Source organism: Photorhabdus khanii NC19, assembly GCF_000517265.1.
In the GTDB taxonomy this organism is placed as follows: Bacteria; Pseudomonadota; Gammaproteobacteria; order Enterobacterales; family Enterobacteriaceae; genus Photorhabdus; species Photorhabdus khanii.
The window spans coordinates 15,513-33,112 of sequence record NZ_AYSJ01000014.1; the positions used below are offsets into that span (position 1 = coordinate 15,513).

At 44.9% G+C, this 17,600-nt stretch carries 13 protein-coding genes; 10 read left to right on the plus strand and 3 right to left on the minus strand.

Features of this window, described 5'->3' with window-relative positions:
• Positions 1-208: 208 nt before the first annotated feature.
• Together PTE_RS15665 and PTE_RS15670 are read right to left on the minus strand one after the other, a co-directional pair.
• Entirely contained in the window at positions 209-844 is a 636-nt protein-coding gene (locus tag PTE_RS15665; protein WP_036848563.1) for a LysE family translocator, read from the minus strand.
• Positions 845-848: 4 nt separating this feature from the next.
• The gene (locus tag PTE_RS15670; protein ID WP_036848565.1) at positions 849-1,661 is read right to left on the minus strand and encodes a 2OG-Fe(II) oxygenase family protein; all 813 of its coding nucleotides are present in this window, start codon (positions 1,659-1,661) and stop codon (positions 849-851) included.
• A gap of 530 nt (positions 1,662-2,191) precedes the next feature.
• On the opposite strand from PTE_RS15670, the gene PTE_RS15675 reads away from it, so the two are divergent.
• The 6 genes from PTE_RS15675 (at position 2,192) to kdsB (ending at position 9,091) form a co-directional block, all read left to right on the plus strand.
• Positions 2,192-4,528 (plus strand): ComEC family protein, encoded by a 2,337-nt coding sequence (locus PTE_RS15675; protein ID WP_036848567.1) that lies wholly within the window; start codon positions 2,192-2,194, stop codon positions 4,526-4,528.
• A gap of 35 nt (positions 4,529-4,563) precedes the next feature.
• Positions 4,564-6,312, plus strand: a complete 1,749-nt coding sequence (gene msbA, locus PTE_RS15680; RefSeq protein ID WP_036848568.1) for a lipid A ABC transporter ATP-binding protein/permease MsbA — start codon at positions 4,564-4,566, stop codon at positions 6,310-6,312.
• Positions 6,309-7,304, plus strand: a complete 996-nt coding sequence (lpxK, locus tag PTE_RS15685) for a tetraacyldisaccharide 4'-kinase (protein ID WP_036848570.1) — start codon at positions 6,309-6,311, stop codon at positions 7,302-7,304. Before msbA ends, lpxK begins: the two co-directional genes overlap by 4 nt.
• Positions 7,305-7,696: 392 nt before the next feature.
• Entirely contained in the window at positions 7,697-7,912 is a 216-nt protein-coding gene (locus PTE_RS15690) for a cold-shock protein (protein ID WP_021325185.1), read from the plus strand.
• A gap of 246 nt (positions 7,913-8,158) precedes the next feature.
• Positions 8,159-8,338: a Trm112 family protein gene (locus PTE_RS15695; RefSeq protein WP_036848571.1), complete on the plus strand. Its 180-nt coding sequence runs from the start codon at positions 8,159-8,161 to the stop codon at positions 8,336-8,338.
• 3 nt (positions 8,339-8,341) lie between these two features.
• Positions 8,342-9,091 carry a 3-deoxy-manno-octulosonate cytidylyltransferase gene (kdsB, locus tag PTE_RS15700; RefSeq protein WP_036848576.1) on the plus strand — a complete coding sequence of 250 codons (750 nt, stop codon included), beginning with the start codon at positions 8,342-8,344 and terminating at the stop codon, positions 9,089-9,091.
• Between the two features lie 80 nt (positions 9,092-9,171).
• Here the strand turns inward: kdsB and elyC are convergent, their stop codons facing one another.
• A complete protein-coding gene (gene elyC, locus PTE_RS15705; RefSeq protein ID WP_036848577.1) occupies positions 9,172-10,011 on the minus strand; it encodes an envelope biogenesis factor ElyC in 840 nt (279 codons plus the stop codon).
• Between the two features lie 153 nt (positions 10,012-10,164).
• Between elyC and cmoM the strand changes: the two genes are divergently transcribed.
• The 4 genes from cmoM to mukB are packed head-to-tail and all read left to right on the plus strand — an operon-like array spanning position 10,165 to position 17,417.
• On the plus strand, positions 10,165-10,950 hold the full coding sequence (gene cmoM, locus PTE_RS15710; RefSeq protein WP_036848579.1) for a tRNA uridine 5-oxyacetic acid(34) methyltransferase CmoM: 786 nt from the start codon (positions 10,165-10,167) through the stop codon (positions 10,948-10,950).
• Positions 10,947-12,269 (plus strand): chromosome partition protein MukF, encoded by a 1,323-nt coding sequence (gene mukF / locus PTE_RS15715; protein WP_036848581.1) that lies wholly within the window; start codon positions 10,947-10,949, stop codon positions 12,267-12,269. The genes cmoM and mukF overlap by 4 nt, the downstream gene beginning before the upstream one ends.
• Positions 12,250-12,972, plus strand: a complete 723-nt coding sequence (gene mukE / locus PTE_RS15720; protein ID WP_036848584.1) for a chromosome partition protein MukE — start codon at positions 12,250-12,252, stop codon at positions 12,970-12,972. Before mukF ends, mukE begins: the two co-directional genes overlap by 20 nt.
• Positions 12,969-17,417, plus strand: coding sequence for a chromosome partition protein MukB (gene mukB / locus PTE_RS15725; RefSeq protein WP_036848587.1), 4,449 nt, complete (start codon positions 12,969-12,971; stop codon positions 17,415-17,417). The genes mukE and mukB overlap by 4 nt, the downstream gene beginning before the upstream one ends.
• The last annotated feature ends 183 nt before the right edge of the window (positions 17,418-17,600 follow it).

Genomic DNA, 17,600 nt, shown 5'->3' on the forward strand with positions numbered 1-17,600 from the left:
CTTTAATTGTTCATAAATGACCTGATATTATATTTCATAATGAATTTTTCTCTCTTTTGATCAACGATAAGTGATGAGACTATCGTGATTATTTTAATTTCAGCTTTTTCTAAGTACAGGTACAGAAATTTTTAATTATGCCTGAGGATATCCATGACTTTCGTTTGATCAAGAATTTTATTCATTCCTCAGGCACTGCGTTTCCTGCTTAAGAAAAATGCAGATTGAATAATGTTATTGAATATGAAAAGAAATAGATCCCAAGCATAATCAAAATGACTCCACTGGTATAATTAATAAATTTAATAACACGATGACTGAGCATTTTCCTGGAGAAAAATATAACAGCATTAATCAATGCCACCCAAAATATAACACCAATAATTGTCCCTGATGCACCAATAGCTAAACTATATTTACCTGATGTAATATTGTTGAGTTGCGCACTGACAGACAACCAGAAAATAACATTGTACGGATTTAATAGTGTTAAAAATACACCATCAAAAAATTGTCTGTGATAGGGCTTTCGTATGATACTTCTGTTTTCTTCGTTTTTCTTATTTAGAAAACTGGTAATACCAAACCAAATGACAATTAACGCACCTAAAAAACCCAGAATAGGCATGAAAATAGTATTAGAGAATAATTGTAATACCCCGGCACCTAAAAGTAATAAATAAATTATATCGGCAAAGCAAGCACCTAAACCGAAAACCACAGCGTGAAGACAACTGATATTTAAGTGTCTGCGCATAATCTCTATATTTATAGGGCCAACGGGAGCTGCAGCTCCCAATCCTAAAAGAAAAAACGTTCCTAATGTACTCATTACATCAACCATATAATTAATTCCATAGCATGAGATGTTTATTTAGTGATAATCCAATGAAGCTTTGTAATGATATTCTACACCCATCGGAAAAACTGCGAATGGCATGGGGCTTCCTGGTATTTATTATGATCAAATCTCCTTGTTCTGGTTTAATAAGGATGGAAGGCGGAAGAGTGCCTCGCCAATCATTTTCTGCATTATCTTCGATTAACTCGGTGATAGGAATTGCAGGGACATCCCACAGTTCTAGCTCTCCTCCATTTACCGGCATTTTTATATATATATTTACCGAGAATTGCCCTAACAAATTAACAGATTGCTGTTGAAGCCCATCAAAATGAGGTTGTTTTTCAACCATGAAAGAGAGTTCGGGCCTTTTCATCACCCTGGCGATGCCAACGTGCATCTTTTTACCTTCAAAGTTTGCAATACTGGCGCCCGGGGACCAGACTTCATCCAACTCTAAACGCAATTTATCGAAAGGGGCTAACATTGGGGCACAGAAATTTCTGACATTTCTTATTGCGGATAACGCGTTCTCAAAATATTTTTTATAACTATCGCTATCTTTGGATTTTCCAAAGGTCGTGTTGTAGGATATACCAACTCTATCAACGCCATAATCCACAAAAATAGTTTTGTCTCCTTTTTTTAAATCATGAGCGTGAAGTTCTAGATTCTCATGAGTGAGGAAAAAATCTGAGAGTTTGTCTGAAATATGACTATCGACATATTTTTTTACATGAATTGCTAACGCTTCATCATTAAATAGTCTAGTGAGATCATTCTCTTGTAAAGAGTCAGATAAAATTATTTCATTTTTCATAAAAACCACCTTGTTTGTATTTAACATGATTTCTGATGATTTTTCACATAAAAATAGAGTATAAAGAGTAATCTTATTCATGTTTAATCAATGCGATATTAATCACAAAAATCAGATAGTGATTTTTGTAACTTTGCCAAATTAGTGTTCAATAATAGAGATAATACCTGGTGGTAATGATTTTTTATTTTACAGCCTTTACTAATGATTTCAAAAACAATAGATTTAATGGTAATAGTAAATAGATAATATAACTTCTTGATAGCTTGGGTTGCGCGTTTGTGTCTGTAGTGCGAGTATGAATTCGCAATGTATTTTATTCTATATCTGCGCTGAATATAAAGAGAAAAAATAATATTACAGTTCCTGACTGTTTGCGAAGCTGCTCACGTTTTTATATGAAATTATTATTAACCTAAAATTAATCTGCGAAGGTGTTTGATAATTCTTCTGATACCTCTGGCAGCCTTTTAAATAATAAGAAATACTTTGTTGAGTAAAATAAAAGGGTAAGGATAGGGTAAATAAGGATGTGGTTTTCAGTCTTGATAAACAGGATAACGACAAACTGGAAACAGCCTGTTCCGGTAATCAGTGTGAATCAGGCTGCGGTAGCCATTATTGCCGGTATTATACCCTTGCTTTTTCTGCCTGAATTACCGCAAAAACAGCAGATTATTGCATTGATATTATTGGCTTTATTTTGTTTGTTTTTGCCATCCTATCTTTGCCGGATGGTATCAATTTCGTTGCTGGCATTTCTTATCGGATGCTGGCAGGGAAATCATCTGCTCGAACAGATAATCTATCTTAGTGAGAAAGAGCACTTATCGCAGGGAATTGTTGAGAGCTTGTCATTAGGTGATGAAGTCATTGAAGGAAAAAACAGGGTTCTTCTGCGTATTATTGCAGATGAAAATAAAATTATTTTCCCGCCACTGTATATCTCTGCCTATTGGAATATTCCACTTAACTCTCTGTGTGCCGGTCAAAAATGGCAGCTAAAAATGAAATTACGGCCAGTTCATAGTCAGCTAAATCAAGCTGGTTATGATAGCCAGCGCAGGGCATTAGCTATCCGTCAACCTTTAACCGGAAAAGTCATTCACGCTGAATTAATTGACGATAAATGTAACTTACGCCAGCAACTGGTCAGTAAGATTGCTCCGGCCATGCGTGAGTTAAAACACAGTGGCATTGCAATGGCATTAGCATTCGGTGAGCGTCAATGGCTAAGTAAGGAGGATAACTTATTATTACAACAGACAGGTACCGCTCACCTTATGGCAATTTCCGGGTTGCATATTACCATTGCCAGCATGTTTGGTTGGGGAATGGCAAGGGTATTGCAACTTTTCTTTCCTGTACGCTGGATAGGGCACAAATTCCCACTAATTACCGGCTGGATAGTGGCAATGAATTATGTCTGGCTATCGGGTTGGGGAATTCCGGCTATTCGCGCATTACTTGGTTTAACTCTCTGGCTCTATTTACGCTACAGAAATATTCTGTGTTTCCCTTGGCAGTGGGCATTGTGGACAGCCGCAATTATTCTCTTATTTGATCCCCTGACCGTGCTTTCTGATAGTTTCTGGCTCTCCTTCTTTGCTGTGATGGCGTTGATGTTCTGGTTCTACTGGGCACCGTTGACTGAGCCATTTCGTTATGGCTGGAAATGGCTATGGTTGCGTGGGTTATATATGCAAATGGGCATGATGCTGATGCTCATTCCCCTCCAGCTATTATTGTTTCATGGTGTTAATTTTGCCGCTTTATTTGCTAACTTTTGGGCAGTGCCAATCATCTCTTTTATGACTGTGCCGTTGATTATGCTGGCATTAATAAGCACTTTTTGCCCTGTTATTCACGCTTTATTATGGCAATTAGTCGATTACTCTGTGACCTTCTCTTTGATCCCTTTGCCAGTTTTGCAACAGTCATGGAGTGAAACTGGCCGTTTTCCTCTATTAATCACATTTATTACCTGGTTTATTGTCATTATCTGGCGATTCGCCTGGTGGCAATCATACAAATGGCTGATTGGCATTTCTTTAGCGGTCATGCTCTGTTATCTGAGGCGCAACGAAGAATATCTATGGCGGTTTTCTATGCTGGATGTTGGGCATGGGCTGGCTATTATCATTGAAAAAGAGGGCAAGGCGCTGATTTTTGATACCGGTAATCGCTGGGAAACCGGCAGTATGGCCGAGAGGGTGATAATTCCTTATTTGCGTTGGCACAGATTAACGCCGGAGCAGATTATTATCAGTCATGATCACCTTGACCATACGGGCGGGCTGGAATTCTTACAACGGAAATATCCTGATATTCCTGTCAGAAGCCCTTTAATTAACAGTGAACATCTTCCATGTATACGCGGTGAACAGTGGCGCTGGCAAGGGTTGAGCTTCCGTGTATTATGGCCGCCGGCAAGATCATTACACGCGGGTAACAATGAATCCTGTGTCATTCGTGTAGATGATGGCAAACACAGCCTGCTTTTGACTGGGGATCTGGAAAAGCAGGGGGAATATAAGCTGCTGGGAATAGAAAAAGAGAATTTAAGATCGACGATATTGCAAGTTCCACATCATGGTAGTAACACATCATCTACGGCAACTTTTATTCATACCGTGGCGCCGCAATATGCATTGGCCTCTGTTGCACGCTATAGCCCGTGGAGGCTCCCTTCGGTCAAGGTGCAGCGGCGTTATCGTAAGGCCGGGGCAGAATGGCGTACTACCGCGGTGTCTGGGCAAATAACGGGTTGTTTTTATGGTGATTACGTTGAAATTGTGGACTACAGGCAACAAATTATGTCACGTTGGTATCATCAGTGGTTTGGTATTCGTGGTGATCATGAGTAGAATAACCCGCTATTTCTTTTGGTGTTGGTAACTCAATAATGAATGATAAAGACCTTTCTACCTGGCAGACCTTTCGCCGACTATGGCCAATCATTTTTCCTTTTAAGATTGGGCTGATAGTTGCTGCGGTTGCACTGATCCTTAATGCTGCCGGTGATACGTTAATGCTTTCATTGCTTAAGCCTTTACTTGATGAAGGTTTCGGCAAAGCAAGCAGTGATGTACTGAAATGGATGCCACTGGTTGTGATTGCTTTGATGATTATGCGTGGGCTATCCGGGTTTGTATCAAGTTACTGTATCTCCTGGGTCTCCGGTAAAGTGGTTATGCAGATGCGCCGTCGTCTGTTCAGCCATATGATGGGGATGCCGGTGTCATTCTTTGATCAACAATCTACCGGGACACTGCTTTCCCGCATTACTTATGATTCTGAACAGGTGGCCTCCTCCTCTTCCAGTGCACTGATTACCGTGGTCAGGGAAGGGGCATCAATCATCGGCCTGTTTATCCTGATGTTCTACTATAGCTGGCAGCTATCAATGATCCTGATTGTGATTGCGCCGATAGTGTCATTAGTTATTCGTGCCGTATCGGGGCGGTTTCGCAGTATCAGTAAAAATATGCAGAACAGCATGGGGCAAGTCACCGCCAGTGCGGAGCAGATGCTGAAAGGGCACAAAGAAGTGCTGATTTTCGGCGGGCAGAAAGTAGAATCTGAACGCTTTAATACAGTCAGTAACCGTATGCGTCAGCAAGGCATGAAGATGGTTTCCGCTTCATCAATTTCTGATCCGATTATTCAGCTTATTGCTTCGTTTGCTTTGGCTTTCGTACTGTACGCGGCAAGCTTTCCGGATATTATGGAAACCCTGACCGCCGGTAAAATTACCGTCGTATTCTCATCCATGATTGCGCTGATGCGCCCATTGAAATCTTTGACTAATGTTAACGCGCAATTCCAGCGTGGTATGGCTGCCTGTCAGACTCTGTTTGCTATTCTGGATATGGAACAGGAAAAAGACGATGGCAAATTGGAGCTTAAAAAAGCGAAAGGGGATATTGAGTTCCGTGATGTCACTTTTTGCTACCCGACCAAAGAACTGCCGGCGTTACAAAGTGTTTCCATGAATATCCCGGCCGGCAAAACTATCGCGTTGGTGGGGCGATCGGGGTCTGGTAAATCCACAATAGCCAATTTGATGACCCGTTTTTATGATATCAGCGCAGGTAACATTTTGCTTGATGGTCATGATTTACGGGAATATACGCTTTTCTCTTTGCGTAGCCAGGTGGCTTTGGTATCGCAAAATGTCCATTTATTTAACGACACCGTAGCGAATAATATTGCTTATGCCAGTGAAAACCAATACAGCCGCGAAGAGATTGAGAAGGCGGCTGAGATGGCTTATGCAATGGATTTTATCAGGAAGTTGGATAACGGTCTGGATACCATGATCGGTGAAAATGGTGTTCTGCTTTCGGGTGGTCAGCGTCAGCGTATTGCTATCGCGCGCGCCTTGTTGCGTGATTCTCCGATTCTGATTCTTGATGAGGCAACTTCAGCATTGGATACTGAATCTGAGCGGGCGATTCAGGCGGCATTAGATGAATTGCAGAAAAACAGAACTTCACTGGTTATCGCACATCGCCTTTCAACCATTGAAAAAGCGGATGAAATTCTGGTTATTGAAGACGGGCATATTGTTGAACGAGGCAACCATCTCTCTCTGTTGGAGAACAATGGGGTTTACTCACAACTACATCGGATGCAATTTGGGCAATGATTGAACGCATATGGTCAGGCCGTTCATGGCTTTATTTGCTGTTATTACCTTTTTCAGCCCTTTACGGGCTGATAAGTGGCTTACGGAGATTGAGTTATAAAGCGGGGTTGAGTCAATCCTGGAAAGCGCCTGTACCTATTGTGGTGGTGGGTAATCTGACTGTTGGCGGTAATGGTAAGACGCCGGTTGTTATCTGGCTGGTGGAACAGTTGCAGAAAAAAGGTTACCGGGTTGGTGTTGTGTCCCGTGGCTATGGCGGTAAAGCAGAAAATTATCCTTTGTTGGTGACTGACAAGATCACTACGGCTCAGGCAGGTGATGAACCGGTGCTGATCCATCGTCGTACTGGTGCACCTGTAGCGGTTGCGCCAAAACGGGTTGAAGCAGTAAAAGCGTTACTGGCAGATACGTCATTAGATATTATCGTTACTGACGATGGTCTACAGCATTATGCTTTACAACGGGATTTTGAAATCGCGGTCATTGATGGCGTACGCCGTTTTGGTAATGGTTGGTGGCTTCCGGCTGGCCCAATGCGTGAGTTATCCGGGCGGTTGAATAAGGTTAATGCCGTTATTACCAACGGCGGTACTCCTGAATCAGGCGAATTATCAATGACATTAGCCGGCAGGCTGGCGGTGAATATGGTTAGCGGTGAAAAACGAGCAGTGCATCTCATACCTCACGCTGTTGCTATGGCAGGAATCGGGCATCCACCACGGTTCTTTGCTACTCTGCAACAGTTGGGTGCTGATGTACAAAAAGAGTATGCATTTGCTGATCATCAAATGTACACCGAAGAGCAACTGAGTCATCTGGCTGATACAAACCAGAATTTACTGATGACGGAAAAAGATGCTGTTAAGTGCTTTAAATTTGCCCGGCCAAATTGGTGGTATTTACCGGTAGATGCCCAATTACCACAGGAAAAAGGGCAGGCAATGTTGAATGAAATAGATTCATTATTGGAAGCCAATAAAAAGTTTAAGTAAATTTCACAGTTGAACTAAAGCAGCCCAATGTGAGCTGATAGCGGGCAAGGAGGCTGTTCTATCCGCTTCCTTATCAAGCCGTTCTCTTCTGACCAATTCGTAAAATTTCAGTAATTATTCCAGATTTATTTGATTTTTTATCGTTGTTAAATGATATTAAAACGATGCATTGTGGATGAGCAACCGTTGTATGAACTTGGTTCAGTCATCGGCAATGTTGGCAGGATACTTGTTGTTTGTATTCATTACTTAAACAAATGTGCTACTCGAATTAAGTGTATTTTAACGTATTGAAACTGAGACGAGGTTCTATTCGAAAACTTAATCAAGGGTAAAAAACATCAAAAACAATAAATTAAATTATTGTGAGATGAGCAAATGGGGGATTTATCATGACATTACAATTAAAGATGGGCAGAGTGAAATGGTTTGATGAGAATAAAGGATATGGTTTTATTTCTCCACAAGATGGGGGACAAGACATATTGGTCAGAAGAAAAGCGATTGCTAATACAAAAAGCAAATCACTCACAGAAGGACAAAATGTAGAATTTTCAATTACTCGCAACGGTTATAGCTTAACTGCAACCGATGTAATTGCATTTTAAGACTTCATCTCATTAGATTATTTTATTTGTCGCTCTTTATGATTAAAGAGAGAGCTAAATCGGTTCTCAGACAAAAGCATAACATCTACTGAGAGGGTTCTGAACCTTCACATTTCCTCTATCTGGATTTTTGTGAATGATATTGGGAAAAGGATCGAAAGATCAAATAACAAGAGTTAACGGTGACACCAGGCTTATGTTATTCTGGGCCGCATCGAATAAAAGCTCCACAACTGGAGGATGTATATGGATCACCGTTTACTCGAAATTATTGCTTGCCCTGTATGTAACGGCAAGCTCAGTTACGATAAAGAGAATTTTGAACTTATCTGTAAGTTGGATCGACTGGCATTTCCTGTGCGTGATGGCATTCCCGTTCTGTTAGACCACGAAGCCCGTGAGTTACCTCTGGATGAGGGAAAATAAGGCATGTTCACCGTTATTATTCCTGCCCGCTTTGCTTCTACCCGTTTACCCGGTAAACCATTAGCCGATATTCATGGTAAGCCAATGATTGTGCGGGTTATGGAGCGCGCCATGCGTTCGGGTGCTGAACGGGTTATTGTGGCAACGGATAATCACGACGTTGCTGATGTGGTTGTGGCTGCGGGTGGTGAGGCTTGTTTGACTAACGAGAATCATCATTCTGGTACTGAGCGGTTGGCGGAAGTTATTGAAAAATATCAATTCTCCGATGATGAAATTATTGTCAATGTTCAGGGTGATGAACCCTTAATTCCTGAAGAGATTATTAAACAAGTCGCAGAGAATCTGGCGGCTTGCCAAGCCGGAATGGCAACCTTGGCGGTGAAAATCCGTGACGCGGAAGAAGCCTTTAACCCCAATGCGGTGAAAGTGGTTATGGATAAACAGGGTTATGCACTCTATTTCTCCAGAGCGACGATCCCCTGGGAACGTGATCGTTTTATGCAATCACGGGAAATGATTGGTGATAATTTCCTGCGTCATATTGGTATTTATGCTTACCGCGCGGGTTTTATCCGTCGTTATGTGCAATGGGAGCCAAGCCCGTTAGAGCAAATTGAAATGCTGGAACAATTGCGGGTACTTTGGTTCGGCGAGAAAATCCATGTTGGTATTGCACTGAAAGCGCCGGGAGCGGGGGTTGATACGCCAGAAGATTTAGCCGCAGTCAGAAAAGTTTTTGCTAAAATCTAATGACTTGTTTGCACCCATTCTCGAGTTAACGAAAGCGCGTCATTTTATTACTATTTGCGCTTTCGTTTCTCCATGTTATTTCAAGGCATGGTTTGTGGATCATTTACCGGTTGAGCATGCTCTGGTGTTTGTGGAGGCTCTGAGCTTTTCGACGGTTTAATACGTTGCCAGAGAGTACCTAAAGTTTCATACCATACCCGCTCTGAATGAGACAGGAAATAAGCAGAGGGCAGGTATTTTTCCCAGGGATGTAAAGAGGACGTGATGGCTAATTGATTTGCCGGGCCGGGAATGGGGTTCAATCCACGTTGTTTAAAGAAAGTTATCGCCCGCGGCATATGATTGGCGGAGGTGACCAGAATAAAAGAGCGCTTGCCAATCAATTTTTCAACTTCATGTGCTTCTTGTTCTGTATCCATGGGTTTTGTCAGTGCGATAGTATCTTCTGCGGGTACGCCCAGAGATTGTGCTACTATAGCGGCGACTTCCGCGTTGCTTTTAGCACTCTCTCCCTTACCACCGGTAAAGACCATTTTAGCGCCGGGGTTTAGGCGATATAAACGGATGCCTTCTGTTACCCGTGGCAAGCTGTTGTTAAACAAGTTTGAACTGGGTGCCCAATTTGGGTTATAAGTGAAACCACCACCAAGAACGACGATATAATCAACAGGTGGATTGATGTGACTGGGATCAGGTTGGTAGGCTTTAGCGTAAACTGATTCCAATGGTAACAACAGCTTATCGGCAACGGGTTGCAGGCTGAGTAGAAGCAGAGTAAGCCAACTGAGTGTCAGAACTGTTTTTCCTGTTTTTTGCCAACGGGTAAACCACAACAGGAATAAGGCAGCAAGTGAAATCAGTAATATTAGTGGCAGAGGCATTACCATCGCACCAACGTACTTTTTAAATAAAAATAGCATTTATTTGCCTTAATTTGATTGAATTATAGCCATCTGGCCCACGATTTGTAGTCAAAAGTGGTTATGTCAATGAATGCTGTGCCAAAATAGCAGTTGGCATAATGAAATCTCAACAGATAAATCAGATCTATTCCATTAGTGAGGCAGTTTTTCATGCGGGATCGCAATTTCGATGATATTGCAGACAAATTCTCTCGTAATATTTACGGCACAACCAAAGGTAAAATCAGGCAAGCCGTTGTCTGGCAGGATATCAGCGAATTACTGGCTCAATTACCACGACGTCCACTGCGTATTTTAGATGCGGGTGGCGGTGAAGGGAATATGGCATGCCAATTAGCTGAACTGGGTCATCAGGTGATACTTTGCGATTTATCAGAAGAAATGATCCAACGGGCAAAGCTGACCGCTGAAGAAAAAGGGGTCAGCCAAAATATGCAATTTATACAAAGCCCGGTACAAGAAATTAGCCAATATATAGAACAGCCGGTAGATCTGGTATTGTTTCATGCAGTACTGGAATGGATTACCGATCAGAAATATGCAATAGAAGTGTTAACGAATATCATTAATCCTGGCGGCGCGCTGTCTTTAATGTTTTACAATGCCAATGGTTTGGTCATGCGTAATGCTATTTTAGGTAATTTTCATTTGGCGACACCTAATATGCCGCGTCGCAGAAAACGTTCACTGTCTCCTCAGAATCCGTTGGTGCCTGAACAGGTATATCAATGGCTTGATGAATTAAATATGGTGATTACCGGTAAAACCGGGGTGCGTGTTTTTCACGACTATTTGCAAAGTCGCCAATTACAGAGCAAAAACTTTCCAGCGTTGCTGGAATTAGAACAGCGTTATTGCCGACAGGAGCCTTATATCAGTTTGGGGCGTTACATTCATGTAATGGCACGCAAGCCGGCATTAAAGGATGAATTATGAGTGAATATTCCCAGACTATCCCGGAACTGGTGTCCTGGGCCAGGAAAAATGATTTTTCCATCTCCTTGCCGGTGGAAAGGCTGGCTTTTCTGATGGCAATCGCGGTACTAAACAGCGAGCGTCTTGATGGTGAGATGAGCGAAGGGGAGCTGATTGACGCTTTTCGTGAAGTTTGCAAAGGATTCGAGCAAACGGCGGAATCCGTCGCGGTGCGGGCTAATAACGCCATCAATGACATGGTGCGCCAGAAACTGCTTAACCGCTTTACCAGTGAATTGGCCGATGGCAACGCAATCTATCGCTTAACACCGCTTGGCATCAGTATCAGTGACTACTACATTCGTCAGCGGGAATTTTCTACCTTACGCCTCTCTATGCAGCTTTCGATTGTGGCAAATGAGTTGCACCGGGCGGCAGAGGCGGCGGAAGAAGGGGGAGATGAATTTCATTGGCATCGCAACGTCTTTGCGCCGCTGAAATATTCTGTCGCGGAAATCTTCGATAGCATTGATATGTCCCAACGTCTGATGGACGAACAGCAAAACTTCGTTAAAGAAGATATCGCGGCGTTGCTGAATCAAGACTGGCAAGCCGCGATTGCCAACTGTGAACAGCTGTTATCAGAAACATCAGGGACATTGCGGGAGCTGCAAGACACACTGGAAGCGGCGGGAGATAAACTACAGGCCAATTTGCTGCGTATTCAGGATGCGAATATGGGCAGTGGCGGATCAGAGCTGGTTGATAAACTGGTATTTGATCTGCAAAGCAAACTGGACCGTATTATCAGTTGGGGTCAGCAGGCGATTGACTTATGGATCGGCTACGACCGCCACGTTCACAAATTTATCCGTACCGCGATTGATATGGATAAAAACCGGATTTTCTCTCAGCGCTTACGTCAATCAGTGCAGCACTATTTTGCTAACCCGTGGACACTCACCGTTGCCAACGCAGAGCGTTTACTGGATATGCGTGATCAAGAACTGGCGTTACGTAATGAAGAAGTGACCGGCGAACTGCCATTAGAACTGGAATATGAAGAATTCAGTGAAATAAACGATCAACTGGCGGCAATGATTGAAAAAGCCCTGTTGATCTATCAGCAGGAGCAACGCCCGCTGGATTTGGGGGCGGTGCTAAGAGACTACCTTGCTCAACATCCGCTTCCCCGTCACTTTGATGTGGCGCGTATTTTGGTGGATCAGGCTGTGCGGTTGGGGGTTGCAGAAGCGGATTTCTCTGGGTTGCCAGCGGAATGGTTAGCGATTAATGATTACGGAGCCAAGGTACAGGCACATGTCATCGACACATATTGAACAATTTATGCCGGTTAAACTGGCACAGGCGTTAGCCAATTCACTTTTCCCGGAACTGGACAGCCAGCTTCGCTCGGGCCGTCATATCGGGATAGATGATCTTGATAATCACGCTTTTCTGATGGATTTTCAGGAGCAATTGGAAGAATTTTACGCCCGCTATAATGTGGAGTTGATCCGTGCACCGGAAGGCTTCTTCTATCTGCGGCCCCGTTCGACCACCTTGATCCCCCGTTCGGTATTATCAGAGCTGGATATGATGGTCGGCAAAATCCTCTGTTATCTCTATCTCAGCCCTGAACGGCTGGCTAATCAGGGGATTTTTACCTCTCAGGAACTGTATGAAGAACTGATCTCGCTGGCTGATGAGAGCAAACTGATGAAGTTTGTCAACCAGCGTTCTTCCGGTTCGGATCTGGATAAACAGAAATTACAGGAAAAAGTGCGCACGACGCTCAACCGTCTGCGTCGTTTGGGCATGGTCTATTTCTTGGCGAATGACAGCAACAAATTTACCCTCACTGAGGCGGTATTCCGTTTTGGTGCTGATGTACGCAGTGGCGACGATCCTCGTGAAGTACAACTGAGGATGATCCGTGATGGTGAGGCAATGCCGGTTGAAGGCAGCTTGTCGCTTGATGACAGTGAAAATGATGAAACACAGGGTAATTCAGCAGAGGGTGCGGGAGATGAACAACCATGATTGAACGCGGTAAATTTCGTTCGCTGACGCTGGTTAACTGGAATGGTTTTTTTGCCAGAACTTTTGATCTTGATGAACTGGTGACCACCTTATCAGGCGGTAATGGCGCGGGTAAATCCACCACGATGGCGGCATTTGTCACCGCGCTTATCCCTGATTTGACGCTGCTCCATTTCCGTAACACCACAGAAGCGGGTGCCACTTCCGGCTCCCGTGATAAAGGCTTGCACGGCAAGTTACGCGCGGGAGTCTGTTACTCAACCCTGGATGTGATTAACTCCCGCCATCAGCGGGTGGTGGTTGGGGTGAGATTGCAACAAGTGGCGGGCCGTGACCGCAAAGTTGATATCAAACCCTTTATGATTCAGGGCCTGCCGACGGCTATCCAACCCACTCAGTTATTGACTGAAAATGTGGGTGAAAGACAGGCGCGTGTATTGCCGCTGAATGAACTGAAAGACCGTCTTGATGAAATGGAAGGCGTGCAGTTCAAACAATTTAACTCCATTACGGATTATCATGCGCAGATGTTTGATTTGGGCGTGATCCCCAAACGCCTGCGTTCAGCCAGTGATCGCAGCAAGTTTTATCGTCTGATCGAAGCTTCCCTGTACGGTGGTATCTCCAGTGCGATAACCCGCTCCCTGCGCGATTACCTGTTGCCGGAAAATAGCGGTGTCCGCAAGGCATTTCAGGATATGGAAGCCGCATTGCGTGAAAACCGCATAACGCTGGAAGCCATTCGGGTAACCCAATCTGATCGCGATCTGTTCAAACATTTGATCACTGAAGCAACTTCCTACGTTTCCGCCGATTATATGCGCCATGCCAATGAGCGCCGCACTCATCTGGATGAAGCGTTAGCATTGCGTGGTGAACTATTTGGCAGCCATAAACAACTGGTGACTGAGCAGTATCGTCATGTCGAAATGGCTCGTGAACTGGCTGAACAGAGTGGCACCTCGTCTGATTTAGAAACTGATCATCAGGCTGCCAGTGACCACTTGAATCTGGTGCAGACTGCCATGCGCCAGCAGGAAAAAATCGACCGTTATCAAGCGGATCTGGAAGAGCTGTCTTACCGTCTGGAGGAACAGACAGACGTTGTTGAAGAAGCAGGAGAGCTTCAGGCTGAATATGAAGCCAGAGCGGAAGCGGCGGAACAGGAAGTGGATGAACTGAAAAGCCAGTTAGCGGATTACCAGCAAGCGCTGGATGTTCAGCAAACTCGGGCTATTCAGTATCAACAGGCATTACAAGCGCTGGAACGTGCCCGTGAGCTTTGCCGGTTACCGGATCTTTCCGTTGATAACGCAGAAGAGTGGCTGGCAACCTTTCAGGCTAAAGAGCAGCAGGCGACAGAATCCCTGTTGGCGCTGGAGCAGAAATTAAGTATTGCGGACGCGGCGCATAATCAGTTCGAACAGGCGTATCAACTGGTCAAAAGCATCGTTGGTGAAACCAGCCGCAGTGAAGCATGGCAGAGTGCCCGCGAATTGCTGCGTGATTGGCCATCACAACGACATCTGGCCGATCGGGTACAGCCATTGCGGATACGGTTGTCTGAACTGGAACAGCGGCTGAACAACCAGCAGAACGCAGAGCGTTTATTGAGCGAATTTTGTCAGCGCCAGGGGCGTCAGTATCAGGCTGAAGATCTGGAAGCGTTGCAAAATGAACTTGAAGCCCGGCAAGAAGCGTTAAGCCTAAGCGTCAATGAAAGCGGTGAACGCCGCATGGAGATGCGTCAGGAACTTGAACAACTGAAACAGAAAATTCAGTCACTGACTGCCCGTGCACCGGTTTGGCTGGCTGCGCAGGATACTCTGAACCAATTGTGTGAACAGAGTGGTGAGGCACTGGCAAGCAGTAATGACGTAACCGAATATATGCAGCAGTTGCTTGAGCGTGAGCGTGAAGCTACGGTAGAGCGTGATGAAGTTGCGGCGCAAAAACGTGAGCTGGAAAAGCAAATCGAGCGCCTCAGTCAGCCAAGCGGCGCGGAAGACAGCCGGATGATTGCGTTGGCAGAACGTTTCGGCGGGGTTTTGCTGTCAGAAATTTATGACGATATCACCATTGATGATGCGCCGTATTTCTCTGCCCTGTATGGACCGGCACGTCACGGCATTGTGGTGCCGGATCTTTCTCTGGTACGTCCGCATCTTGAAACGCTGGAAGATTGCCCGGAAGATCTCTACTTAATTGAAGGGGATCCACAATCCTTTGATGACAGCGTATTTGATGCTGAAGAGCAGACCAATGCGGTATTGGTCAAATCTTCCGACCGCCAATGGCGTTATTCCCGTTACCCTGAATTGCCGCTGTTTGGTCGCGCCGCCAGAGAAAACCGTTTGGAAGCCTTGAACCTGGAGCGTGATGCTTTGGCAGAGCGTTATGCCACGCTCTCTTTTGATGTGCAGAAAATTCAGCGTGCTCATCAGGCGTTCAGTCAGTTTGTTGGTAAACACCTGTCGGTGGCATTTGATACCGATCCGGAAGCTGAAATCCGTGAACTGAAACAGCGCCATACGGAACTGGAACGTGAAGTGTCCCGGTTTGAAGAGCAGACTCAACAGCAGCGCCAGCAATATACACAGGCGAAAGAAAGCCTGACGACATTAAACCGATTGATCCCTCAAGTGACTCTGTTATTGGATGAAACTTTAATTGATCGCGTAGAAGAAGTGCGCGAAGAGAGGGACGAAGCGCAGGAAGCCGCGCGTTTCCTGCAACAACATGGTTCGGCGCTGACAAAACTGGAACCTATGGTTGCGGTTTTGCAAAGTGATCCACAGCAACATGAACAGTTGCAACAGGATTATGCAATCGCCAAACAGAGCCAGCATCAGGCTAAACAACAGGCTTTTGCGCTGGTGGAAATCGTGCAGCGCCGTGCGCATTTCAGCTACAGTGATTCTGCGGGTATGCTCAGTGAAAATGCGGATTTGAATGACAAACTGCGTCAGCGTCTGGAACATGCGGAATCGGATCGCAGCCGCGCCCGTGAACAACTGCGTCAACAGCAAGCGCAGTATTCCCAGTTTAACCAAGTGCTGGCATCCCTGAAAAGCTCCTATGAAACCAAACAGGATATGCTGAAAGAGCTGCTACAGGAGATGAAAGATATCGGTGTGCAGGCGGATGCGAATGCTGAAATTCGCGCCCGCGAGCGTCGTGATCGACTCCATGAAGCACTCAGCGTTAACCGTTCCAGAGTCAATCAGCTTGAGAAGCAGATCGCCTTCTGTGAAGCGGAAATGGAAAGCGTGCAGAAAAAACTGCGGAAACTGGAACGCGATTACTATCAGATCCGTGAACAGGTGGTTTCTGCTAAAGCAGGCTGGTGCGCAGTGATGCGCATGGTGAAAGACAATGGTGTTGAGCGTCGCCTGCATCGCCGTGAACTGGCGTATATGGAGGGTGGCGCGTTACGTTCCATGTCGGATAAAGCGTTGGGGGCATTGCGTCTGGCGGTGGCTGATAACGAACATCTGCGTGATGCTTTGCGTTTATCGGAAGATCCCAAACGGCCTGAACGTAAGGTACAGTTCTTTATAGCTGTTTATCAGCATCTGCGTGAACGTATTCGTCAGGACATTATCCGCACTGACGATCCGGTTGACGCGATTGAACAGATGGAAATTGAGCTGGCCCGTCTGACGGAAGAGCTGACTGCCCGCGAGCAAAAACTCGCTATCAGTTCGAAGAGTGTGGCGAATATTATCCGCAAAACCATTCAGCGTGAGCAGAACCGTATTCGTATGCTGAATCAGGGATTACAAGCCGTCTCCTTTGGTCAGGTTCGTGGTGTGCGGTTAAATGTGAATGTGCGTGAAAGCCATGCAATATTGCTGGATGTCCTTTCTGAACAGCAGGAACAACATCAGGACCTGTTTAACAGCCAGCGATTGACCTTCTCAGAGGCAATGGCAAAACTTTATCAGCGTCTGAATCCGCAAGTGGATATGGGGCAGCGTTTGCCACAAACCATAGGTGAAGAATTGCTGGATTACCGTAACTATTTGGAACTGGATGTTGAAGTTAACCGCGGATCGGATGGTTGGCTGAAAGCAGAGAGTGGGGCGCTGTCTACCGGTGAAGCGATTGGTACCGGCATGTCGATTCTGGTGATGGTGGTGCAGAGTTGGGAAGAGGAATCTCGCCGTTTGCGTGGTAAGGATATTTCCCCTTGTCGGTTGCTGTTCTTGGATGAAGCGGCGCGTTTGGATGCCAAATCTATCGCTACTTTGTTTGAATTATGCGAACGCCTGCAAATGCAGTTAATTATCGCTGCACCAGAAAATATCAGCCCTGAAAAAGGGACCACCTATAAATTGGTGCGTAAAGTATTTAAAAACCACGAACATGTTCATGTGGTCGGGCTGCGGGGATTTGGGCAGGATGCTCTGGCAACTCAATTGATTTCAGATGCTAACGCTTAATTAAATGGATGACTTGCGATAGTCATTGATAGAGAAAATAAAGAGATTGCGCCACGGATGGCGCAATAGATAGTTTAGCTTGAGATTGTACAGTTTATTTTCTGCTTATCAGATTAGATATTATTGATACGAGAAAAGGACATATTATTCAGTCCGCTTGGTTTTTTGCTTAATATTCCTTCA